The following is a 22,651-nucleotide window of genomic DNA, read 5'->3' as shown; positions in this document are numbered from 1 at the left end:
CGTCGCGCGTCCGGTCCGTTCGCAACGAGTCGCTAGCCGCAGGTGATCCGCAGCGGCCCGACCGTGCGGGTGTCGCCGTCGTAGCTGCGGGCCGCGACGAACGCGCCGGCCGGCCGGTCGCCGTCGACCACGGCGCGGGCCAGCCGGCGGTCGGCGTCGCGGAAGCGCAGCGCGAGGCTCAGGTGCGGCACCCAACGCCCCGGCGCGTGCCAGGGCAGCCGACCGGCGGCGTCGGCGAGGACGTCCCAGACGGCCTCGTGCAGGGCGGTCAGCGCCGGTTCCGGCCGTAGCAGCCAGACCAGCGGGGCGCTGCCGCCCAGGACGGCGACCCGGTCGAGCCGCGCCGGCACCGGCAGCGCCCGGTCGAACAGCGCGGCCAGCCGGTCGCCCACGCCGGGCGGGAACTCGTCGACCGAGGCGAGGGTGAGGTGCGGGCGGTTGGTGGGGTGGGTGTTGCGGGCGAGGCTCGGCAGCCCCGCGGCGGCGAGCCGGTCCCAGGCGGCCCGGACGGCGGCCTCCAGTGGCGGGGAGCAGACCAGCTCGACGGTGCGCATCGGGCCAGGCTAACCGGGGCGGCGACCGGCGTCCGACCGGCGCAGAGAGTGTTCCAGCGTACGGTTGTGCCGGTCGCCCGAACGCCCTGCGGTCGATGATGAAAAGCTTGTGGCATGAGTTCCGCACCGACACCGATCGACCCCACCCCCGGCAGCGCCGACGAGGCGAGCCCCTTCACGGAGCTCGGGCTGCGCGCCGAACTGCTCGGCGCCCTGTCCGCCCTCGGCTACGAGGAGCCCACCCCGATCCAGCGGGAGGCCATTCCTCCCCTGCTGGCGGGCCGGGACCTGCTGGGTCAGGCGGCCACCGGCACGGGCAAGACCGCCGCGTTCGCCCTGCCGCTGTTGCAGCGGATGCCGGAACGGCGGCCCGGCGGGGACCCGGTGGCGCTGGTGCTGGTGCCCACCCGGGAGCTGGCGGTGCAGGTCTCCGAGGCGTTCCACCGGTACGGCAAGGACCTAGGGGCCCGGGTGCTGCCGATCTACGGCGGTCAGCCGATCGGCCGCCAGCTACGCGCCCTGGACATGGGCGTGGACGTGGTGGTGGCCACCCCGGGGCGTGCGCTGGACCACATCGCCCGGGGCACCCTGCGCCTGGGTGAGCTGGCAACGGTGGTGCTCGACGAGGCCGACGAGATGCTCGACATGGGCTTCGCCGAGGACATCGAGTCGATCCTGGAGCACGCCCCGCAGCAGCGCCAGACGGTGCTCTTCTCGGCGACCATGCCTTCGCGCATCGACGGGATGGCCCGGCAGCACCTGACCGAGCCGGTGCGCATCCAGATCGGCCGGGAGCAGCAGGTGGCCGGCGAGGCGCCCCTGGTGCGGCAGAGCGCGTACATCGTCAGCCGGGCGCACAAGCCGGCGGCGCTGGGCCGGGTGCTGGACGTGGAGTCCCCGACGGCGGCGATCGTGTTCTGCCGCAGCCGCGAGGAGGTCGACCGGCTCACCGAGACGATGAACGGCCGCGGCTACCGGGCCGAGGCGCTGCACGGCGGGATGAGCCAGGAGCAGCGGGACCGGGTGATGGGGCGGCTACGCGGCGGCACCGCCGACCTGCTGGTGGCCACCGACGTGGCGGCCCGAGGCCTCGACGTGGAGCAGCTCACCCACGTGGTCAACTACGACGTGCCGTCGGCGCCGGAGTCGTACGTGCACCGCATCGGCCGGGTGGGCCGGGCCGGCCGGGAGGGGGTGGCGATCACCCTGGCGGAGCCGCGCGAGCACCGGATGCTCAAGACCATCGAGCGGGTCACCGGGCAACGAATCGCCATCGACAAGATCCCCACGGTGGCCGACCTGCGTACCCGGCGGTTGGAGCTGACCCAGGCGGCGCTGCGGGAGTCGCTGCTGGAGGACGACCTCGAGCCGTTCCGGGCGATCGTGGAGTCGCTCTCCGACGAGTTCGACATGGTGGAGCTGGCCCTCGCCGCGGTGAAGCTGGCGCACGAGGCCACGTCGCCGGGTGCCGACGACGACGACGAGGAGATCCCGCAGGTCGCGGTCCGCCCGCAGCGGGAGACCCGCCCCGGGTACGAGGGTCGTGGTGGCGGCGGCGACCGCCGGCCGGCCGGGCGGCCCCGCACGGGGGGCACCACGCAGGTGTTCATCGGCCTGGGCCGGCGCGCCGGGGTGCGCCCGCAGGACCTGGTGGGCGCGATCACCGGGGAGACCGGGATCAACGGCCGCGACATCGGCTCGATCGAGATCGCCGACCGCTTCTCGCTGGTGGAGGTGCCCAACGGGGTGGCCGACGAGGTGATCGCCGGGCTGCGCGGCAGCACCATCAAGGGCCGCAAGACGACGGTACGCCGCGACCGCGACCGCCCCTGAGCGCTCCTCGTCCGTCGCCGGGCGGCCGCGCCGCCGATCACGACGGCGCGGTCCGCCCGGCCGTCCACGCCCGGAGGCGGTCGCCGGCCCGCGTCGGTGGCGACCGCTCCGGGTGAACGACGACTCTGGCGGCCGTGCTGCGGGAGCTCCTCGCGGCCGGGCCTGACGGCGACCGCTCGGGCGGTCAGTGGCCCTGGCGGGCGACGGCTGCTCGGGGCCGCGCGGGTGGCGGCCGGAGCAGGGCCCGCAGCAGGCCGCCCCCGCCGGCCAGGGCGACCGCGACCGGGATCGCCAGGCTGGTCAGCGCGAGGGCGGCCACGGTCTGACCGGGCAGCCCGGTCACGGCGGCCAGGGCGGCCAGCGCCGCGAAGACCGCCAGCTTGATCCGGGTACGCCCCAGCGGGACGGGGCTCGCAGGATGTGCCATGTCTCCTCCTGTGGGTGGGATCAGCCGTGCAGGACCAGCACGGCGGCGCCGACGACCGCCGCGGGGACGGTGGTGATCACCGTGGCCAGCGCGGCGGAGTGCCGGCGCAGGGCGGCGAGCGGAATCAGGGCGTCGCCGTCCTGGCTGATCGCGTTGGCGACCAGGGTGGGCAGCGGCAGCCCCCCGCTGACGTAGAGGCCGGTGAAGACGATCTGCACCGCGCAGCCGGGGACCAGCCCGATCGCGGCGCCGACCAGCACGCCGAGCAGGCCGGTGACGGCGAGTTGCGAGCCGTCGAAACCGGTCGTGACGGTGAGCACCTGCCAGCCGACGTACGCCACCGCGACCCAGACGGTCACGAAGGACGCCTCGTGGGCGCTGTGCCGCAGGGTCTGCCGGATGGACCGGCTCTGCGCGGTCTCCAGGGTGTCGTCGGCCAGCCGCCCCCGCCCGGCGGCGAAGATCAGCCCGGCGGTGAGCGTGCCGAGCACCCCCAGCGCCAGGTACGGGTCGACGCCGCCGAGCGCGCCGGTCAACGCGGCCGGGTCGACCAGTTGGAACACCACCGGCACCGAGACCAGGAACGCGGGCGTGGTCAGCCCCCAGAACGCCGTGGTGCCCGGCACCGGGGGCCGCAGGGCGGCCAGCAGCCGGGCCGGGCGGGCGTACTGCGGCGGGCCGGCGTACTGCGGCGTGCTGGGGGCTGCGTCGGCGGACGCGGCGGCCGGCGGGCTCGCGGACGCGGCGGCGACGCCGGCCGGGACGCGCGCGGGCCCGGCGGCGCTGGGTGCGGCGGCCGCGCCGCCGACGAGGGCGGGGCGGCGACGCCGGGGCGCGCGGGCGGGGTCGATGCCGAGCGCGTCGACGACGTAGCCGGTGACCAGGCCGACCGCGAAGAGCAGGGCGTGCAGCCGGAGCGCGAAGCCGGGGTTCCAGGCGAGCACCACCCACGACGAGTCACCCATGGTCGCGGCCAGCGCCGCGACGACGGTGCCGAAGGAGACCTTCCCCCGGGCGTACAGGGGCATCAGCACGATCGCCCCGCCGCAGCCCGGGCTCACCCCGAGCAGCGCGCCGACCAGCGGGCCGAGCCTCGGCCGGCTGGTCAGGCCGTCGGTGATCCGGTCGCCGTAGCGCCACCGCAACCAGCCGAAGAAGGCCACCATCACGGCGACGTAGACACCTACCTGCATGAACGCGTCCGCGAGCGGGCGGAGCACGAGTTCGGTCACGGCACACCTCCTTCGGAGCGCGGGTGCGCTCGGGCCGCCCACGGGCGCGGGCGGCCCGACGCGGCGCGGTCAGGTGAGCTTGCTCTTGACCTTGTTGACCACACCCCCGGCCAGGCCGGGGTTCGTGCCGTAGAGGCGCGGGTCGCCCGGGGGCAGCACCGGCTCGGGGGCGTGCGCGCGGGGGCTGTGGTCGTAGCGGAACTCGCCCTTGCCGTCCGGGCTCGGCCCGGAGGCCCAGCGCCCCTCGGCCGCGTCGCTGCCGGACGAGAAGTCCAGGTACGTGTAGCTGAACTGTTCGAAGTCCTGGGAGTCGGGGAAGGCGTCCGGCACCGGCATCTCCTCCAGGCCGTCCTCCTTGAGCTGCTCGATCGCGGCCATCCACATGTTCTGGTGCATGGTGTCGCGGGCCAGCAGGAAGCGCAGCATCTGCTTGACGCCCGGGTCGTCGGTCATGCCGAAGAGCCGGGAGACCTGGAGCCGCCCCTGCGCCTCGGCGGTCACGTTGAGCTGGAAGTCGGCCATCAGGTTGCCGCTGGCGGTGATGAAGTTGCCGTTCCACGGCACGCCGGCGCTGTCCACCGGCAGGGCCCCGCCGCCGCCGTGGATGAAGTGCGCCGGGTTCGACCCGGCGTAGATCGCCCCGAGCATCGGGTGCTCGCCGGCCGCCTCCTCCAGCGACAGCGGGGCGTTCTCCAGCAGCCGGGCGATCATGGTGCAGATCATCTCGACGTGGCCCATCTCCTCGGTGCCCACGTCGAGGAAGAGGTCCTTGTACTTGCCGGGCAGCCGGCAGTTCCACCCCTGGAACAGGTACTGGTTGGCGACGGTCATCTCGCCCCACTTGCCGCCCAGGACTTCCTGGAGGCGGCGGGCGAAGGCGGCGTCCGGGCCGTCCGGCTTGGCCTCGAACTGCAGATCCTTGACATGGCTGAACATCTCTGTCCCCCTCGGTGACGGTGGCCGACGGAGGGACAGTTCCCGGCCGGGCGACCCGTCGGGGCCAACCGGCGGCCCTCGGGGGTCAACCTGGCCGCCTCCCGGGGGTCAACCTGGCCCGCGCTCGGGGGTCAACCTGGCCGGGGCGGGGTCGCTCCGGGCCGGCCCACCCGGGGCAGCAGCACCTCCAGCGCCACCCCGCCGCCGAGCAGCCGGTGCGCCCGCAACGTCCCACCGTCGCAGGCGACCAGGTGCCGCACGATCCACAGCCCGAGCCCGTGCGCGCCGACCGCCGGGGCGGGGCGGCGCAGCGCCTCGACCAGCGCGCCGGTCAGCCGCCCCTCGTCGGCGACCCGGATGCTCAACCCGCGCCCGCGCAGCGCGGCGCGGATCTCCACCGCCCCGCCGGCCGGCCCGTGCCGCAGGGCGTTCTCCACCAGGTTCGTCAGCACCTGCCGGGTACGGCGGACCGGCACCGGGCAGCCGGCCGCCCCGAGGGTCACCCGCAGCCGGGCCCGGTGCGCGGGCACGAGGGCGACCACCGGCGGCAGCACGTGTGCCAGCGCCGCCACCGGCTCGGGCCGCCCGGCCAGGGCCAGCGCCCCGCCGCTGGCCGTCGCCGCCCGCAACAGCCCTTGCAGGTGGGCGGCCTGCTCCCGGACGAGTGCGGTGACGGCTCGCCGGTCCTCCCCCGTCAGCGGGCGGGCCTCGTCGGCCAGCGCCCGGGTGAGCGAGGTCAGCGCGCTGACCGGGGTACGGAACTCGTGGCAGAGCACCCGCAGCAGCAGCCCGGCGTCGATCTCCGTCGGCGGCAGGGCCACCTGCCCCGCCCAGGTGCCGGCGGCGGGCCGCGGCCCGCGCCGCCGCGCGTGGAACCCGCCCCGTCCGCGCATCCGCCCGCCCCTCCCCCGCTGCACACCGCATGATCGGTGTCGCCCCGCACCCCGCATGATCGGTCCCCGCCCGACGCACCCCGCATGATCGGTACCCGGCCGGGAAGGGAACAGGCATGCCCGGCCCCACCGCGATCCGGCTTGTCGTCGTCGACGATCACCCCCTGTTCGTGCGTGGCCTGGAACTGCTGCTGCCGAGGATGACCGACGGGCGCCTGGAGGTGGTGGGCACGACGGGGGACGCCTCCGGGGCGGCCGGCCTGGTCAGCCGTTGCCAGCCGGATCTGGTCCTGGTCGACCTGCACATGCCCCCGCCCGGCGGGATCCGGGCGGTGGCCGCGATCCGGCGTACCGTCCCCCGGGTGCGGGTGGTCGCCATGTCCGGCGCGGACGACCCCGGGCCGGCCCTGGAGGCGCTGCGGGCCGGCGCCGAGGGGTTCCTGCCCAAGAGCAGCGAACCGGAGGAGCAGCTGCCGCCCCTGTTGGCGGTCCTGGAGGGCTGGGCCGTGCTGCCGGCACCGTTGCTGCGCGCGCTGCTGGGGTCCGCGCGGCCCGCGCCGAACGGGCTCGACCAGGGGGAACGGCGGTTGCTGCAACTGATCGCGGCGGGGCGCAGCACCGTGGAGATGGCCGAGGAGCTGCACGTGTCCGAGCGGACCGTGAAGCGGATGACGGCGGCGCTGCTGCGTCGACTGCGAGTGTCGAACCGGACCGAGGCGGCCGCACTGGCCGGGCACGCCGGCCTGCTAGCACAGTGAGCGCCGAACCAGCAAATTCCACCGATCCAGCGGGATTCCATCGGTCGTAACCCGACGCGCCGAATGGAATCGGGGCATATTCTTGCGGATTTGCCGGCCGATAGGTCAAACTCTAAACACACCCGCCCCACACGAGGAGTAAATGGCGATGGCCCGGAAAGTAATCACTGTTCTGACTGATGACCTCGACGGCGGGAAGGCCGATCGGACCGTCGAGTTCAGCCTGGACGGTGTGGCGTACACCATCGATGTCTCCGACGAGAACGCCGGCACCCTCCGCAAGGCGCTCGACCCCTACATCAGCGCCGGCCGGCGCATCGGCCGTGGTCCGGCCGAGGCCACCCGCACGGCGCGTCGTCCCGGCCGGCCCCCGGTCTCCGGAATGGACCGCGAGCAGAACCGCGCCATCCGGGAATGGGCCACCCAGAACGGCTACGAGATTTCCGACCGTGGGCGCATCCCGGTGTCGGTCGTCGAGGCCTACAAGAACCGCTGAGCTGGCAGTTCGCCCGCTCGCCCCCGCCTTACGTCCGCCGCCGTCCCGCGCCGGGCGGTTCCTCGGTCCCGGTTCACCGGTGCCAGGCGGCGGGGGCGGCGGTGCGGGGCCTGCGCGTTTTACCGCCCCGCGCCGTCGCGGTCTGCCCGTGCTGGGGTACGGGCCGCCGAATTGCGCTGCCTGGCGATCCGCTGGCCGACTGGCACGGCGGGGTCGGGCGGATGAATTCGGGTCCGGAGGGGGCAGCGAGGGGCACGACGACCGGCCCGCCGCGCGTCGATTGCCGACGATGCCCTTTCCATACCCCCGGGCGGGCGGTCGGCCGGGTGGGAGGGTGCCACCCATTCCCGCCGAGCAGACGTAAGCACGCCGGCAAAGGTTCACGGATACGCAAATTTTGCGCCGGGTAGGGTGTCGCGCCGGGCTCGACCGTCGCCCGGGTGCGGCCGCGTCCGGAGCACCTCCGGCGAATGCTTCAGTCCGCGCAGAGGTGGTCGAAGCCGAAGCCGTCGCGCATCTCGCCGCGACGCTGGCGCAGTTGGCGGACGTCCCGATCGAGTTGCTCACGGGAAATGAGCTCCGGCTCGCCGCCGTCGAGGCCACGCAGCCGTTCGCCCACCGCCACGGCGGCGAGATCCTCGGCGAACCGACCGGGCGGCATTCCGCAGGAGAAACGCTGCTCCCACAGCCACACCCGTTCCACCAGGCATTGGTCCGGGCGCACCTGCACCCAGCTCCAGCCCTCGACCGAGCCGTCCGCCCACCGCACGTGCAGACCCCGCACGATCGGGTCGACCAGCCGCCGGGAGACGTACGCCTCGACGGCGGCCACCCGGGCCAGGGCGCCGAGGTCGTTGACCTGACCGGTGCGCCCGTCCGGCAGCCGGCCGACGATGTCCCGGAAGGCGACCGGCTCGCCCTCCCCCGGGTCGCCGTACCCCGGCTCGGCCCGCAGCAGGTCGGCGTAGCCGCGCGCGTCGATGACGTACTCGACGATCCGGCGGCCGTGGTCGGCGGCCCGCAGGGTCGGCGAGGCGATCCGCAGCACCGGCAGGCCGACGGCCGCGCAGACCGCGTTCTTCATCCGCTCGACGCGCTGCCGCGCGGAGCCGGGCGACGTCGGCGGGCCGACCTCGACGACGAAGACCGGGCGACCCGTGGCGGCGGCACAGACCACGTGGTCGAAGCCCTCCCGGCTGGCCGCACTCCACTGGTGGCCGGTGACGCCGGGAGGCCGGCCGTGCAGCAGCTCGCCGAGGCGTCGCGCGGGGTAGACCAGCTGGCCGCCGCGGGCCACGAGCGGGCCTCGATTGGCCGACGCCGCGACGGGACGCCACAGGCCCTCGTCACTCTCCGTGCTCGTCATCCGCCTGTCCATCCGTCCGGCCGTCGACCGGCCGAGTCTAGGTCGTCGGTCGCAAGCCCGACCGGCCGGTACGACTCGCGCCGGCCCACCCGCCGACCGGCCCGCCGCAGCCCGGACGGCCCCCGGCGGGAGGACCGGCGGATGCGGTCGCCAGGGCGATTCTCTAGGCTCAGCGGGTGCCGCACAGTGGACGGATTCCGGAACTCCTCACCAAACGCAGCCTCGTCTCCGTCTCCCACGCCATCGAGCGCGCCGCCCTGGCCACCGCCGAGGACGGGCCGCTGGTGGTGGTCGCGCTCTTCCAACGGATGCCGTACTTCGACCGGGAACGGGCCGTCTACGAGCGGATCGCCGCCGTGGCGGCCGTGACGGTGGTCGGGGTGGTCGGGCAGCGTCCCGGCGGGCTGCCCGACGGGGCGTACGGGGTGTGCCTCGACGAGGACGAGGACCTGGCACGCCAGTGGTGCGTCGTCGCCCTGACCCCCCGCTTCGGCGCGGCGCTGGTCGCGCACGACCGGGCGGAGGTGCAGCCCGCCGTCACGCTGGAGTCCGGCCGCCTCTTCGACGGCCGGTGGGGGTTCCGCCGCGACGAGGCGCTGCACGAGGTCGTACGGCTGCGCGGGCGCCTCGCCGACCGGCTCCCCGAGACGGTCCGGGCCGTCCTGGACGACGCGCTCGCCCGGGTCTGCGACCTGCCCGCGACGCCCGGCGAGACGCGCACCGAGGCCGCGCTGCGGTTGATGTTCTCCCGCGCCGAACACGCCGCGCAGGCCCGCTGGGCCGGCGGGAACGGGCCGGGCGACCGGGGCCGGGAGGCAGGGCCGGTCGAGGGCGGCACCCCGCTGCTGGACGAGCCGGGGATGCGCCGGTGGACGGGCGTCGACGGGATCACCGCGTCGGGCACCCTGCCGGTGGCGTTGGTCGGCGTCCGGGTCGACGAGCCCGCCGGGGCGCCGGAGCGCTTCGGCCGGCGCAGCGTGGCCCGGGAGGCGCAGGCGGTGATCGGGGCGGTGACCGCCCCGCTGCGACCGGTGGACCGGGCCGTGCGCCTGTCGGACCAGGAGTACCTGCTGATCCTGCCGGCGCTGACCGAGGAGCAGGCGGTGACGGTGGCCGGTCAGGTGCACGAGGCGGTCGCCGGCCTGGCCCGGTCGTACCCGTTCGTCGCGTTCGCCGTGCACGCGGCCGTCACCGTGACGACCCGCCGGCCGCTGCCCGTGGGCGACGTCCGGCACGCCGTCGGGTGGGCCGTGCAGGAGGGCGTCCCCGTGGCCCGGCTGGCCCCGGAGACGGCCGAGGTGCCCGCCGGCCAGCCGTAACGCCGCCCGCACCGCTGCCCCCGCCCCTACCCGGCCGCCGCTCCACGCTCGTCCGGGCCCGCTCCACGCTCGTCCGGGCCCGCTCCACGCTCGTCCGGGCCCCCGGCCGCCCCCGGCCGCGCCCGCCCGCACCCGCCCGCGCGCCGGTCTGCGACCGGCGTCTCACTGTGCGGACCGTCACCGTCCGAGGGGCCGCACCGCTGCTGACCTGGCGCGGAGCGTCGGCGTTTGAGGCGTCCGCGCCGCCGGCCGCTCAGCCGTACCGGCCCGTTCTTCACGTGCGGTCACCGACCGCTGCGGGTAGGTTCTGCCGGAACGTGCGCCCGTACCGGGCCGGCCAGGTGCCGCCCGCCCCCGTGAGCGGGGACGGACAGGGGCCGTCTGCGGGGGCGGACAGGGGCCGAAGGTCCCGGCCGAAAGCGGACCCAACGGCCCTGACCGGCACGACGGCGCTGAGATCCAATAGACCTTGCCACCGGGAAGCGCGGTGCGAGGCAAGGAAGGACGTGGACAGCATGACCGCGACGATTGAGCACACCGCCGCCCCCACCGCTCCGGCGGGCGGGACCACCCGGGAGGTCGGGAGCACCCGGGGACGGGCGACCCGATACGTTCTCGCCGGACTCCGGCTCGCCCTGGGGTGGATCTTCCTCTGGGCCTTCCTGGACAAGACGTTCGGCCTCGGCATCTCGACCCCCGCGAAGAACGCCTGGATCGACGGGGGCAGCCCCACCAAGGGCTTCCTGGCCAACGGCACGGCCGGCCCGTTCAAGGGGTTCTACACCGGCATCGCCGGCGCGGCCTGGGCCGACTGGCTGTTCATGATCGGTCTTGCCGCGATCGGTACGGCCCTCATCCTGGGCATCGGCCTGCGGATCGCCGCCATCGCCGGTGGCCTGCTGATGGTCATGATGTGGACCGCCGTCCTCCCGCCGTCGACCAACCCCTTCATGGACGACCACCTGATCAACGCCGGGCTGCTGGCCCTGCTCGCCCTGACCGCCGCCGGTGACACCCTCGGCCTCGGCCAGGTCTGGAAGCGGCTGCCCATCGTTCAGCGGCTCCCCTGGCTGCAGTAGCCGACCGGCGCCACCTGCGCCACTCGCGGCGGGCGTCACCTTCTGGTGACGCCCGCCGCGGCCGTGTGCGCCCACCGGCCGTTCGCGCCGCTGGCCGGCGGGCCCGGCGGGGCAGCGCGGGACCGCCGGACATCGGCGGATCACGATCCGGCAGGATCGACGGCTACGGCAGGATCCGCACAGCGAGCAGGAGGCGTCGCCATGGACAGACCCGAGATTGGCCCGATCGAGGGCGCACCGCCCGCCGATCTCGTCATCGAGGACCTCACCGTCGGCGCGGGCGAGGAGGCCCGGACCGGCCAGCGGGCCACGGTGCACTACGTGGGCGTGGCCCACTCCACCGGCCGCGAGTTCGACGCATCGTGGAACCACGGCGAGCCGTTCGAGTTCCCGCTGGGTGCCGGTCGGGTCATCTCCGGCTGGGACCAGGGCGTGGTCGGAATGCGCGTCGGCGGCCGACGCAAGCTCACCATCCCGCCGCACCTCGGATACGGCAACCAGGGCGCCGGCGGCCTCATCAAGCCGGGCGAGACCCTGATCTTCGTCGTCGACCTGCTCGGCGTCCGCTGACTCGGCGGGGTCGTCGGCTGCGGCCGGCGACCCCGAATCCGGGGCGCGCCCAGCCGGCCGATGCGCCATCCCACGGTGTCGCCGGTCCACCCGCACCCGGCCGTCGGGGCGCACCCCGGGATCCGGCTGGCATGAGTCAGCGTCAGGCGCAGGCCAGCAACGGGGCGGATGTTGCCTCCGCCACCGGCACCAGCGAACCCAGGGCATGCGCCAGCGGCCGGGGCGCGGGCAACTCCGGCGAGGTGGCCTTGGGCTCCACCGACGTGAGCCTCGACTCGGGCACGACCGCAAGCTCGCTGCCACCGATCGCTTCCACCGCTGCGGCGGCCGGGACGGCCTTCGGGTGGATACCGGCCGGCAGGACGCCGGACGCGTCGCGCCCCACGGGCGACGCCAGCCCCGCCGTGACGGACGCGACCCGGGGCACGATGCGGGCTGCCGGGACGGAAACGAGCGGAACCGGAACGTGGGGCGCGGAGACGAGCGGGGCCGGGACGGGCAAGTCGGCGTCGGCGCTCCGCCGCACCGGGATGACCCGGTCCAGACCGGTGACGCGCAACACCCTGGCGATCATCGGCGTCGGGTCGACGAGCACCAGCTCGCCGCCGCAGGCGCGGATCCGGCGGTGCGCGGCGACCAGCGCCCGCACCCCTGCCGCGGAGAGCAGCCGCACGCCGGAGAGGTCGAGCCGCAGCAACGGCCGGGTCGGCGCCGCCCAGAGCGCCGCACGCAGCACCCCGACGGTGGCGATGTCGACCTCACCGGTCGCCCGCATCTCCACCACGTCGTCACCCACGTCGACCTGCACGTGGAATCGATCGTTCGCCTGCTGCCGCATAGCCCTGAATCTAGCCCCGCCCACCGACAATTCCGCCCCGCCCGGGAGTGAGTCCGGGTACATCCGGGGTCTGCCCCTCGGGGTGCCCCCGGCTCCACCCTGAGCCGGGGCACGGGGGCGCCGCCCCGCGACGGGAGCGCCACCGGACGCGGGAGCCGACCGGACGCGGGAGCCGACCGGACGCGGGAGCCGACCGGACGCGGGAGCCGACCGGACGCGGGAGCCGACCGGACGACGAGGCGGTCCGTCGCGCTGCCGCGACGAACCGTCCCGCCGGCCGTTCCTCCCCAGAGGCTCCGGTCAGCCGCCGCTGGCCGACGGGGCCGGCGCGGGTGAGCTGCCGCCCGCCACGACACCCGGCTGCGCAGGCACGTGCGGGCTGGGCCGCAGCCCGGCCGGGACGGGCAGCGCGCTGCCCTTGGCGAACGCGTCCCAGCTGACGTTCCAGGCCGTCCAGCCGTTGCCGGCCGCCAGCGGCACCTCCGTGCCCTTGACCGTCACCAGGTCTCCGACGCGGGTCAAACCCATCAGCCAGTCGGCCGCCGTGGCCGAGACGTTGGCGCAGCCGTGCGAGACGTTGGTGGACCCCTGGTCGCCCTCGGACCACGGGGCCGAGTGGATGAACTCGCCGCCCCAGGTGAGCCGCTGCGCGTCGTCGACGTCGACCACGTACCCGCCGTCGGGCTCACCCCGGGTGTCGAACGTCGTCCGCTCGTGCTTCTCCATGATCACCATTTTGCCGCTGGAGCTGGGTGTGCTCGGCTTGCCGAGGCTGACCGGGATGCGGCGGACCAGCTTGCCGTCCCGGAACACCGACATCTGCTTCGTGCCGTTGTCGATGTCCAGGGCGAGCTGTCGCCCGATCTTCGAGGTCGCCCTGCGGTCGGCGTCGCCCATCAACTCCTTGCCGATCGGCAGGCCCTCGATGGCCGACCGGACGTCGATCGTGGTCCCCGGCCGCCAGAAGTCGGGGGCCCGGTAGTACGCCTGGCTGCCGTCGTCCAGCCACGACCAGGTGCCGGGCTGCGGCGGATCGGTGCGGACGAAGAGCCGTTTCTGCACCGCCGCCCGCGCCTCCTTCGGCACGCCCGGTTCGAAGGCCACCGTCACCGGCATCGCCGTACCGTACGTCTGGTTGCCCGCGAAGTAGAGGGTGCTGGTGATCGCCGGCTTCGTCGGTTTCGACGCCGTGGTGAAGGTGGTCGTGCGGGTCGTGGTCCGCCCCTGGTCGCCGGCCACCGTCACCTCTGCGGTGTACGTGCGCCCGTTGGCCAGGGTCTCGGCGGGCACCCAGCTCGACCCGTCCTGCCGGGGCTCGCCGCCGACCTGCCGGCCCTTGTCGTCGGTGAGTCGCACGGCGCTGACCTTGCCGTTCGTCACGCTGGTGCCGATCTCGGCACTGACCGGCACGTCCCGGGCCCGGTCACCGGGGGTCAGCTCGACCGTGGGCGCAGCCGCCACCTGTTCGGCCGCCCCGGCGGCCGGTTTCCGCTCGGCGGTGCACCCGCCCAGGGCCAGCGGTGTGGCTGCGATGGTTACCGCCAACAAGGCCAGTCGCCGACTCACGTTCATATTCCGCACCCCATTCCCTTGTCCCTTGGTCACATTCTGTACGGGGCGACGACACGCGCGGCGCAGATTCCCGGGAATTGCCGCAAAACATGGTCCGGCAGTTTCGGCGACACTGCGGCGAAACCGTTCCCGGCACCCCGGCAGAACCCGATGTCACCGTTGCGCCGGCGCACCCCGGACGACCTGTACGCCCCGCCCTGCGCCCGCTCAGGAGTTCCATTCCTGGTCACCGTGATTGCGGTCCCATCGGCCGCCCACGGGCGGGGTGTCCAGCCGGGTGGCGGCCAGCGCGTTGCCGGCCAGGTCGTTCTCCTCCACCCGGCAGTCGACGCAGCTACCCCGCTCGGTGATCCACAGTCCGTGGGTCTGCGTCCGTTGCTCGTGGTTGTCCCAGATCCGGTTGCCCCGGATTGTGGCGGAGTCGAACGCCGCGTTGATCGTGATTCCGGCCCGGCAGCCGCGCGTCGCCGGCAGCTCGTACGCCGTCCCCGGCAGGGGGGTGTCACCGCTCCAGCCGGTGAAGGCGTCGGGACGCAGCGGAGCGAGGGTGATCTCCTTCTCGTCGTTGCCGGCGACCACCGCCACCCGGTCACCCGCCCGGAGCACCTTGCCCCGGTGCCCATCGTGCGGCCACTGCGCCGTCCGGTCGACCACCGACCGGTTGGTGTAACGGACGGCCTCCCCGCCCCCCTGGTGCTCGACGGCGCACTGCTGGCCGTTGTTGCGGATCCGGTTGTTGAGCAGCACCGCGTCGGTCATCGGACGGTCGATGCGGATGCCGTCCAGGCCGTTGCCCCAGACGTCGTTGCTCTCGATCACCACGTCCCTGGCCGTCCCCCGGTAACCGCTGCCCAGGTCGTGCTCGTGGTAGCCGTGCGCGCCGTTGCCGCTGATCCGGTTGCCCCGGATCGTGTACGGCCCGGGGGTGTTGCCCATGCTGATGCCGTCGCGGATGTTGCCGTCGATGACGCTGTCGGTGAGCAGACCGCCCCGACCTGCGACACCGGACGTCCCCTTGGCGGAGACGTCGAAACCGGCCTCCAGGTTGTCGATCATGGTGCAGGCCGAGACGATCAGCCCGTCGGCGCCCCAGTCGGAGATGCCGAACCGGTTGCCCTGGCTGTGGCAGCCGGTGATCCGGTAGCCGCGCGGCGGCGTCCAGTACGGCTTCTGCAGCTCGAGGAAGATGCCGTTGGTGCCGTTGGCGAGGGTGGTGCAGTTGGCGATGGTGAGCCGTTCCACCGGGCCCCAGCCCCCGATGCCGACGCCGATCCCGGCACCGCCCATCTCCTCACCGTTGTCCTGCCGGCCGCAGCCGACCACCACCACCCCCTCGATCAGGCTGTCCTGGAGGAAGTCGCAGCCCAGGCCCGTCGCGGCGGTGTGGTGGATGTAGAGGTTGCGGAAGGTCCCGCGCACCACGTACTGCAGGCCCAGCCCCTTGGCCAGGTAGTTGTACTCGACCGTGGCCACGGCGGAGCCGTCGATCTCGAAGTCGGCGAAGGAACAGTCGGCGATGTGCCGGTCCCGGTCGGCGCCGTGCTGCAACGTGGTCCAGAAGGCCAGCGGCGTCGGATCGGCGCGGTTACCCTCGTTGCTCAGCAGAAATCGGGTAGCGCCCGGCCCGGCCCCGATCAGCGACACCCCGCTGCGCCACACGGTGCCCGCGTCCCGGATGGAGTAGATGCCGGGCGGGCAGTAGATCACCCGGGCCCGGCCGTCGGCGGCGTACCCGTCGCCCAGGCGGTCCACCAGCGCGGCCAGCGCGGGCTGGTCGTTGGTCACCCCGTCGCCACGCAGCCCGTACTCGGTGGCGTCACAGTGCAGTGGCGCTCCGGCGACGGCGGGACGGCGGTCCCGTACGGCGACGGGCAGTCCCTGGAACGGCATCGCGCTCTCCTTTCAGACGAACGGCGGACGGCGGACGGCGGGCCACCGGAGCGGCAGCGCGGCAGGGCCGGCGGACGGCGGGGGCGGCTACCCCGAAGACGATCGCGGCGGGCGGCCGTGTGCGGCACATGGTGTCTTTTCCAGCGAAGACATGCGCGATATGCGGCATACTGAGCCGCCCCCCGACCCCCCGACCCCCCGACCCCCCGACCCCTCGGCGCCGCGTCCGGCGATCGGGTGACCTACGGGTCGAACGACCCGACCGGACACCACCGGTACGCCGGCGGCTGTGGTTCCCTTTCTCCCGTCGGCCTGACTTCCCTACCGACGCGTCGGAAAACGGAATGCGACACCGCTGTTCCCGAATCCTTCGGCCCCAATCGCACCGGGCCGTCAACGCTTCCCCGGCACGGCTGTGACACCGCGGAGCAGTTCAACCACAGCGAGCCCGATAATTCCCCGAGCGACGATTGGCGGAATTGTCGGGCTGTCCTACCTCGGCAGGGCCCGATACCCATTCCGCCGAGTCACACGTAGTCGGGCCCGGCGCCGCCGATCCTTGGCTTCGGGTGCGCTTCTTGTCGCCCTGACGACAAGAAGCGCACCCGAAGAGGGCGCGGACCGGTCAGACGTGCGCCACCAGCAGGGCGGGCTGCTCCACGCAGTCCGCCACGTGCCGCAGGAACCCACCGGCCACCCCGCCGTCGCAGACCCGGTGGTCGAAGGTGAGGCTGAGCTGGGTGACCTTACGCACGGCCAGTTGCCCGTCGACCACCCACGGCTTGTCCACGATCCGCCCCACCCCGAGCAGCGCCGCCTCCGGGTGGTTGATGATCGGCGTGGAGCCGTCGACGCCGAACACCCCGTAGTTGTTCAGGGTGAAGGTGCCGCCCGTGAGGCGGGCCGGGGGCAGGGTGCCGGCCCGCGCCGCGGCGGTGGTCTCGGTGAGCGCCTCGGCCAGTTCCCGGGTGGTCAGGTGTTGAGCGTCGCGCAGCACCGGGACGACCAGGCCCCGGTCGGTCTGCGCGGCGATGCCCAGGTGCACCCCGCGAGACTGGACGATCCGCTGACCTTCGCTGTCGACACGCGCGTTGAGCTGCGGAAACCGGCGCAGTCCGCTGAGGCAGATCCGGGCCAGCAGGGCCAGGACGCTCACGGGCCGGTCCGGCGTCGCGGCGTTGATCGCCCGCCGGGTCTCCAGCAGGGCGGTGGCGTCCGCGTCGACCCAGATGGTCACCTCGGGGATCTCCCGCCGGCTGCGGGAGAGCTTGTCGGCGATCACCTTCCGGATGCCGGTGAGCGGAATGATCACGTCGTCGTCGCCGGTCGGCCCGGCGGTCGGGGCGGGCTCGGGCCGACCGGGCACCGGGACGAGTCGGCGGGCCGGGGCAGCGACGGCCGGGGTGGCGACGGCCGGGGTGGCGACGGCCGCCTCGACGTCGGCGCGGCGGACCACGCCGCCCGGACCGGTGCCGCGCAGGGTGGCCGGGTCGATGCCGTGCTCGCGGGCCAGCCGCCGGACGATCGGCGAGATCACCAGCGCCGGCCCGGGGCGCGACTCGGCCGGGGTCACGGCCGCAGTGGAGGGCTCGGCCGGTGTCGGCGCGCCCGTCGGCGGCTCGGGGGCGACCGCCAGGCGGGACCGGCGACGCCGCCGGCCCGGTGCGCCGTGCCCGGTGCCGTACCCGATGAGGACGTTGCCGCTGCCGGCGCGCTCCTCCTCCCGGTAGGTGGCGTGCCCGGCGGGCTCGTCGCCGCCCGCCCCCTCGGCCGGCGCGATGGTGATCAGCGGCTGGCCGACCGGGCGCGTCTCACCGGCCGCGCCGTGCAGGGCGACGACCCGACCGGCGTACGGGCAGGGCACGTCCACGACCGCCTTGGCGGTCTCGACCTCCACGACGGTCTGGTCCACGGTGACGGTGTCGCCGACGGCGACCCGCCACTCGACGATCTCCGCCTCGCTCAACCCTTCGCCCAGATCCGGCAGGAGGAAGACCTGGGTACGCTCCACGCTCATGCTGGCCCGCCCGCTCATGCCGCGCTGCCCTGGGGCAGCCAGCGCGGGTCGGGACGGTCGTCCCACTGGAGCCGGGCGACCGTGTCGAGCACCCGGTCCACCCCGGGCAGGTGGGTGTGCTCCAGCATCGGCGCCGGGTACGGGATGTCCAGCCCGCTGACCCGCAGCACCGGGGCGTGCAGGGCGTGGAAGCAGCGCTCCTGCACCCGGGCGGCGATCTCCGCGCCGACCCCGGCGAAGCCCTGCGCCTCGGAGATGACCACGCAGCGGCCGGTCCTGCGCACGGAGGCGGCGATGGTGGCGTCGTCGAGCGGAACGATGGTGCGCACGTCGACCACCTCCAGGTCCCAGCCCTCCTCGCGGGCGGCCTCGGCGGCCTCCAGGGCGACCGGCACCGCCGGCCCGTACGCGATGAGGGTGGCGTCGCGGCCGGGGCGGCGCACGACCGCCCGGCCGAACGGCTCGGTGCGGGTGGGCAGCGCGGCCTCGGCGCTGGAGAAGTAGAGCTTCTTCGGCTCCATGAAGACCACCGGGTCGGGGTCGGCGATGGCCTCGCGCAGCAGCGAGTACGCGTCGTCGACCGTCGCCGGGGTGACCACCTTCAGCCCGGGGGTGTGGGCGTAGTACGCCTCGGAGGAGTCGCAGTGGTGCTCCACCCCGCCGATGCCGCCCGCGTACGGGATCCGGATGACCATGGGCACGCTCAGCGCCCCCCGGGTGCGGTTGCGCAGCTTCGCCACGTGCGAGGCGATCTGCTCGAACGCCGGGTACGCGAACGCGTCGAACTGCATCTCCACGACCGGGCGCAGCCCGGACATGGCCAGCCCGACGGCGAAGCCGACGATGCCGGCCTCGGCCAGCGGGGTGTCGAAGCAGCGCTTGTCGCCGAAGCGGGCCTGCAACCCGTCGGTGATCCGGAAGACGCCCCCGAGCTTGCCGACGTCCTCCCCGAAGACCAGCACCCGCTCGTCGTCGGCGAGCGCGGCGGCGAGCGCGGCGTTGAGCGCCTTGGCCATGGTGGTGGTCGCCATCAGCGCCCGTCCTCCTCGTCGGCGGCGGCCAGCTCGGCGCGGACCATGTCGCGCTGCTCGACCAACTGCGGGGTCGGCTCGGCGTAGACGTGGTCGAAGAGGCCGAGCGGGTCGAGTGCCGGGTCGACGTTCATCCGCCCGCGCAGGTCGGCCGCGTACGCCTCGGCCTGCTCGGCCACGGCGGCCACGGCGGCGTCGTCGAGGGCGCCCTGGGCGCGCAGGTACGTCTCCAGCCGGGCGATCGGGTCCCGGTCGCGCCAGCTGTCGACCTCGGCGCCGTCGCGGTAGCGGGTGGCGTCGTCGGCGTTGGTGTGCGCCTCCATCCGGTAGGTGTGCGCCTCGACCAGGAACGGGCCGTGACCGGCGCGGGCGTGCGCGACCGCGCGGGTCAGCACGGCCAGCACGGCGACGGGGTCGTTGCCGTCGACCTGCTCGCTGGGCACCCCGTAACCGATCCCCTTGTACGCCAGCGACGGCGCGGCGGTCTGCCGCGACAGCGGGACGCTGATGGCGTACTTGTTGTTCTGCACGAAGAAGACGACGGGAGCCTTGAAGACGGCGGCGAAGTTGACCCCCTCGTGGAAGTCGCCCTCGCTGGTGGCGCCGTCGCCGATGAAGGCCAGCGCCACGGTGTCGCGCCCCTGGTGGGCCTCGCCGTAGGCGAGGCCGGCGGCGTGCACGCACTGGGTGGCCAGCGGGGTGCACTGCGGGGCGGTGTGCCGCGCCACCGGGTCGTACCCGCAGTGCTGGTTGCCGCGCAGCAGGGTGAGCACCTCGATCGCGTCGATGCCCCGGCTGACCAGCGCCATCGACTCGCGGTAGGTGGGGAAGACCCAGTCGGTGTCGCGCACGGCGAGCACCGCGCCGACCTGGCAGGCCTCCTGACCCCGCGACGACGGGTAGACGGCGAGGCGACCCTGCTTGGTCAGGGCGGTCGCCTGGGCGTCGAAGCGGCGACCGATCACCATCCGGCGGTGCAGCTCGCGCAGCGCCTCGACGGGCGGCACGGCGTAGTCGGGGTGCGCCGGGCGCAGGGTGCCGTCGGGGTCGAGCAGCCGCACCGGCTCGGCCTGCGGCAGCAGGGCGGCGGACGGGTCGGGCGCGGCCTGGTCGCGGGCCGTGGCGGGCTTCTTGGCCGTCGGGCGGGTACGCGGGGATGCCCTGCGGACCGCCTGGGGTGTGGTCGTCACGGCGGGACCTCCTGGACGTGTGGTGGCCCTATGCTCCTGCTGTTGGATGATTGACTCAACATTCGCCGTGAACGCGGGACGAACGGCAGCGGGAAGGGGCGGGCGTGAGCCAGGAGGCCAATCCGGAGCCGGGCGGGGCGGGCGGTTCGGGACGTTCGGCCGGGCCACTGGACGAGGTCGACCGGCGCATCCTCGACGCGCTGACCCACGACGGCCGGCTCTCGATGCGTACCCTCGCCGAACGGGTGCACGTCTCCCGGACGAACGCGTACGCGCGGGTGCAGCGGCTGCTGCGCGACGGCGTGATCACCGGCTTCCGGGCCCAGGTGGCCCCGGAGCCGGCGGGGCTGGGCACCTCGGCGTACGTCGCGCTGACCATCGAGCAGAACACCTGGCGGGAGGTGTCGGCGGAGCTGGCGCGGGTGCGCTACATCGAGCACGCGGCGCTGCTCGGCGGCGAGCACGACGTCCTCGCCCTGGTCCGGGCCCCGGACAACGCCACCCTGCGCGAGGTGGTGCTGGCGCGGGTGCAGAGCATCGCCGGGGTGCTCTCCACCCGGACCTGGCTGGTCTTCGAGGAGTTCGACGGCGCGCAGAGCCCCTGGCAGTGAGGCTATGGGCCGGGTCAGCGCTCCGGCGGGGCCGCCAGGCCCTCGCGGTCGGCCAGCTCCAGCAGCGGCGCCAGGGAGAACCGGCGGTCGTCGAGGCCGGCGTGCGGGTCGCCGCGCTCGGCGAAACGGGCCGGCATGCCGACCACGTCGAAGTCCTCCGGCCGGGCGTCGTCCAGCTCCGACCAGTCCAGCGGCGCGGAGACCAGGGCGGCGGGGGTGGGCCGGATCGAGTACGCCGAGGCCATCGTGTGGTCGCGCGACATCTGGTTGTAGTCGACGAAGACCGGGCGGTCGCGCTGCTCGCGCCACCAGGTGGTGGTGACCAGCTCCGGCAGCCGGCGTTGCAGCTCGCACCCCAGCGCCAGCACCGCCCGCCGGCAGTCGGCGAAGCTCCACCTCGGCTCGATCGAGACGTAGACGTGCAGGCCGCGCCCGCCGGTGGTCTTCGGGTAACCCGTCAGGCCCAGCTCGGTGAGGAACGCCCGCACCTCGTGGGCGACCGGCACCACCTGGTCGAAGCCGACCCCGGGCAGCGGGTCGAGGTCGATGCGCAGCTGGTCGGGGTGCTCCACGTCGGCGGCGGTGACCGGCCACGGGTGGAACCGCAGGGTGCCCAGGTTGGCCGCCCAGGCCACCACGGCCAGCTCCGTCGGCGCGATCTCGTCGGCCGTGCGCCCGCTGGGGAAGGTCAGGTGCGCGGTGCGGACCCAGTCGGGCGCGCCGGCCGGCAGCCGCTTCTGGTAGAACGCGTCGCCCCGATTGTCCTGCCGGGTGCCGACGCGCGCCCCCTCGAAGACGCCCTTCGGCCAGCGCTCCAGCATCGTGGGGCGGTCGCGCAGCGCCCGCAGGACGCCGTCGCCCACGGCCAGGAAGTAGCGCACCACGTCCAGCTTGGTCAGGCCGCGCTGGGGGAAGTAGGGCTTGTCGGGGTGGGAGACGCGCACGACCCGCTCCCCGACCGTGATCTCCTCCGCCGCCGTCGCCATGCCTGCCACCGTACGACGCGGCACCGACATCCGAGGCCGTACGCATCTAGGCCGTGCCGCCACGCAGGGCGTCAGGGCTTGCGGGCCACGCAGCCGTACTGCGGGACGCTCACCGGCTCCTGCTCGTCGGTCGCCCGCCACCGGGAGCACGAGACCAGCCCGGGGTCGATCAGCTCCAGGCCGTCGACGAAGCGGGCGATCTCCGCCCCGGTGCGGGCGCGCAGCGGCGGGCTGGCGTTCTCGTTCCAGAACTTCATGGCCGGCACGTTCGCCTCGCCGCCCAGCTCGACGGTGGGGTGGGTGAGCGCCAGGAAGCTGCCCGGCGCCATCGCGTCCATCAGCCGGCGCACTATCGCCACGGCCTCGTCGGTGTCCTGCACGAAATTGAGGATCCCCAGCATCATCACGGCCACCGGCCGGTCGAAATCCAGGGTCCGGGCGGCGGCGGCCAGGATCGGCGCCGGGTCGTGGATGTCGGCCTCGATGTAGTCGGTGGCCCCCTGCACGGAGCTGGTCAGCAGGGCGCGGGCGTGCACGAGCACCATCGGGTCGTTGTCGACGTAGACGATCCGGGCCTCGGGGGCGACGCCCTGCGCGACCTGGTGGGTGTTGTCGGCGCTCGGCAGGCCCGTGCCGATGTCGAGGAACTGGCGTACGCCCTGCTCGGCGACCAGGTGCCGCACCGCGCGGACGAGGAAGCGTCGGTCGGCGCGGGCGACGGCCTCGATGACCGGGAACATCGTGCGGATGTGGTCGCCGACGCGGCGGTCCGGCTCGAAGTTGTCCTTGCCACCGAGCCAGTAGTTCCAGACCCGGGCGTTGTGCGCCACCGAGGTGTCCAGGCGCCCACCCCGTCCACCGCCCTGGAACCCGACGTCGCCGGTTTCTGACACGAAAAGCTCCTCGACTGTCACTAATTTCCGGTCAGCGTAGCCGAGGCGTCCGGGGTTTCCGCGACACGGCCGACCGATGCGTGGACCGTCGACGCCGTCCTCATCGGAGGATTCCGTCCACTGCGGAAAGTCGATCGACCGCTGTCGGTGTCTTGCCCGG

General features: G+C 74.2%; 20 protein-coding genes and 1 pseudogene. 7 read left to right on the top strand and 14 right to left on the bottom strand.

Annotated features, from left to right (window positions below; translation table 11 throughout):
- Positions 1-32 precede the first annotated feature (32 nt).
- Complete coding sequence (locus ACLQ2V_RS15640; RefSeq protein WP_425719191.1) at positions 33-554, bottom strand: 2'-5' RNA ligase family protein; 522 nt, start codon at positions 552-554, stop codon at positions 33-35.
- 114 nt (positions 555-668) lie between these two features.
- Between ACLQ2V_RS15640 and ACLQ2V_RS15635 the strand changes: the two genes are divergently transcribed.
- On the top strand, positions 669-2,387 hold the full coding sequence (locus ACLQ2V_RS15635; protein WP_425719190.1) for a DEAD/DEAH box helicase: 1,719 nt from the start codon (positions 669-671) through the stop codon (positions 2,385-2,387).
- Between the two features lie 184 nt (positions 2,388-2,571).
- Here the strand turns inward: ACLQ2V_RS15635 and ACLQ2V_RS15630 are convergent, their stop codons facing one another.
- From ACLQ2V_RS15630 to ACLQ2V_RS15615, 4 genes are all read right to left on the bottom strand, one after another.
- Complete coding sequence (locus ACLQ2V_RS15630; RefSeq protein WP_425719189.1) at positions 2,572-2,814, bottom strand: hypothetical protein; 243 nt, start codon at positions 2,812-2,814, stop codon at positions 2,572-2,574.
- Positions 2,815-2,834: 20 nt separating this feature from the next.
- A complete protein-coding gene (locus ACLQ2V_RS15625; protein ID WP_425719188.1) occupies positions 2,835-4,046 on the bottom strand; it encodes a putative manganese transporter in 1,212 nt (403 codons plus the stop codon).
- Between the two features lie 69 nt (positions 4,047-4,115).
- Complete coding sequence (locus ACLQ2V_RS15620) at positions 4,116-4,982, bottom strand: manganese catalase family protein (protein WP_425719187.1); 867 nt, start codon at positions 4,980-4,982, stop codon at positions 4,116-4,118.
- Positions 4,983-5,113: 131 nt separating this feature from the next.
- Positions 5,114-5,875: a sensor histidine kinase gene (locus tag ACLQ2V_RS15615; RefSeq protein ID WP_425719186.1), complete on the bottom strand. Its 762-nt coding sequence runs from the start codon at positions 5,873-5,875 to the stop codon at positions 5,114-5,116.
- Between the two features lie 116 nt (positions 5,876-5,991).
- Between ACLQ2V_RS15615 and ACLQ2V_RS15610 the strand changes: the two genes are divergently transcribed.
- Together ACLQ2V_RS15610 and ACLQ2V_RS15605 are read left to right on the top strand one after the other, a co-directional pair.
- Complete coding sequence (locus ACLQ2V_RS15610) at positions 5,992-6,633, top strand: response regulator (protein ID WP_425719185.1); 642 nt, start codon at positions 5,992-5,994, stop codon at positions 6,631-6,633.
- A gap of 148 nt (positions 6,634-6,781) precedes the next feature.
- Positions 6,782-7,129, top strand: a complete 348-nt coding sequence (locus ACLQ2V_RS15605; protein WP_425719219.1) for a histone-like nucleoid-structuring protein Lsr2 — start codon at positions 6,782-6,784, stop codon at positions 7,127-7,129.
- A gap of 475 nt (positions 7,130-7,604) precedes the next feature.
- Here the strand turns inward: ACLQ2V_RS15605 and ACLQ2V_RS15600 are convergent, their stop codons facing one another.
- Positions 7,605-8,495 (bottom strand): DUF2726 domain-containing protein, encoded by an 891-nt coding sequence (locus ACLQ2V_RS15600; protein WP_425719184.1) that lies wholly within the window; start codon positions 8,493-8,495, stop codon positions 7,605-7,607.
- A gap of 176 nt (positions 8,496-8,671) precedes the next feature.
- Between ACLQ2V_RS15600 and ACLQ2V_RS15595 the strand changes: the two genes are divergently transcribed.
- The 3 genes from ACLQ2V_RS15595 (at position 8,672) to ACLQ2V_RS15585 (ending at position 11,463) form a co-directional block, all read left to right on the top strand.
- Positions 8,672-9,814, top strand: coding sequence for a DICT sensory domain-containing protein (locus ACLQ2V_RS15595; RefSeq protein ID WP_425719183.1), 1,143 nt, complete (start codon positions 8,672-8,674; stop codon positions 9,812-9,814).
- A gap of 506 nt (positions 9,815-10,320) precedes the next feature.
- Entirely contained in the window at positions 10,321-10,893 is a 573-nt protein-coding gene (locus tag ACLQ2V_RS15590; protein ID WP_425719182.1) for a hypothetical protein, read from the top strand.
- A 201-nt stretch (positions 10,894-11,094) separates the two neighbouring features.
- On the top strand, positions 11,095-11,463 hold the full coding sequence (locus tag ACLQ2V_RS15585) for an FKBP-type peptidyl-prolyl cis-trans isomerase (RefSeq protein WP_425719181.1): 369 nt from the start codon (positions 11,095-11,097) through the stop codon (positions 11,461-11,463).
- Between the two features lie 493 nt (positions 11,464-11,956).
- On the opposite strand, the pseudogene ACLQ2V_RS15580 reads toward ACLQ2V_RS15585, so the two are convergent.
- The 6 genes and pseudogenes from ACLQ2V_RS15580 to pdhA form a co-directional block, all read right to left on the bottom strand.
- A pseudogene (locus tag ACLQ2V_RS15580) lies at positions 11,957-12,301 on the bottom strand (STAS domain-containing protein); the annotation flags it as partial.
- Positions 12,302-12,601: 300 nt separating this feature from the next.
- A complete protein-coding gene (locus tag ACLQ2V_RS15575; protein WP_425719180.1) occupies positions 12,602-13,873 on the bottom strand; it encodes an Ig-like domain-containing protein in 1,272 nt (423 codons plus the stop codon).
- A gap of 207 nt (positions 13,874-14,080) precedes the next feature.
- Complete coding sequence (locus ACLQ2V_RS15570; protein ID WP_425719179.1) at positions 14,081-15,763, bottom strand: right-handed parallel beta-helix repeat-containing protein; 1,683 nt, start codon at positions 15,761-15,763, stop codon at positions 14,081-14,083.
- A 625-nt stretch (positions 15,764-16,388) separates the two neighbouring features.
- Positions 16,389-17,780 (bottom strand): dihydrolipoamide acetyltransferase family protein, encoded by a 1,392-nt coding sequence (locus tag ACLQ2V_RS15565; RefSeq protein ID WP_425719178.1) that lies wholly within the window; start codon positions 17,778-17,780, stop codon positions 16,389-16,391.
- 14 nt (positions 17,781-17,794) lie between these two features.
- Positions 17,795-18,811, bottom strand: a complete 1,017-nt coding sequence (locus ACLQ2V_RS15560; protein WP_425719177.1) for an alpha-ketoacid dehydrogenase subunit beta — start codon at positions 18,809-18,811, stop codon at positions 17,795-17,797.
- Positions 18,811-20,001, bottom strand: a complete 1,191-nt coding sequence (gene pdhA / locus ACLQ2V_RS15555) for a pyruvate dehydrogenase (acetyl-transferring) E1 component subunit alpha (protein WP_425719176.1) — start codon at positions 19,999-20,001, stop codon at positions 18,811-18,813. Before pdhA ends, ACLQ2V_RS15560 begins: the two co-directional genes overlap by 1 nt.
- Before the next feature lie 104 nt (positions 20,002-20,105).
- Between pdhA and ACLQ2V_RS15550 the strand changes: the two genes are divergently transcribed.
- Entirely contained in the window at positions 20,106-20,612 is a 507-nt protein-coding gene (locus tag ACLQ2V_RS15550) for an Lrp/AsnC family transcriptional regulator (RefSeq protein ID WP_425719175.1), read from the top strand.
- Between the two features lie 14 nt (positions 20,613-20,626).
- On the opposite strand, the gene ACLQ2V_RS15545 is transcribed toward ACLQ2V_RS15550, so the two are convergent.
- On the bottom strand, positions 20,627-21,598 hold the full coding sequence (locus ACLQ2V_RS15545) for a DNA polymerase domain-containing protein (RefSeq protein ID WP_425719174.1): 972 nt from the start codon (positions 21,596-21,598) through the stop codon (positions 20,627-20,629).
- A 71-nt stretch (positions 21,599-21,669) separates the two neighbouring features.
- Complete coding sequence (locus tag ACLQ2V_RS15540) at positions 21,670-22,491, bottom strand: SAM-dependent methyltransferase (RefSeq protein WP_425719173.1); 822 nt, start codon at positions 22,489-22,491, stop codon at positions 21,670-21,672.
- Between the last annotated feature and the right edge of the window lie 160 nt (positions 22,492-22,651).

The sequence above is a fragment of the Micromonospora sp. DT233 genome (assembly GCF_049841815.1).
Lineage (GTDB): Bacteria > Actinomycetota > Actinomycetes > Mycobacteriales > Micromonosporaceae > Micromonospora.
This window is presented reverse-complemented; position numbering and strand designations above follow the sequence as displayed.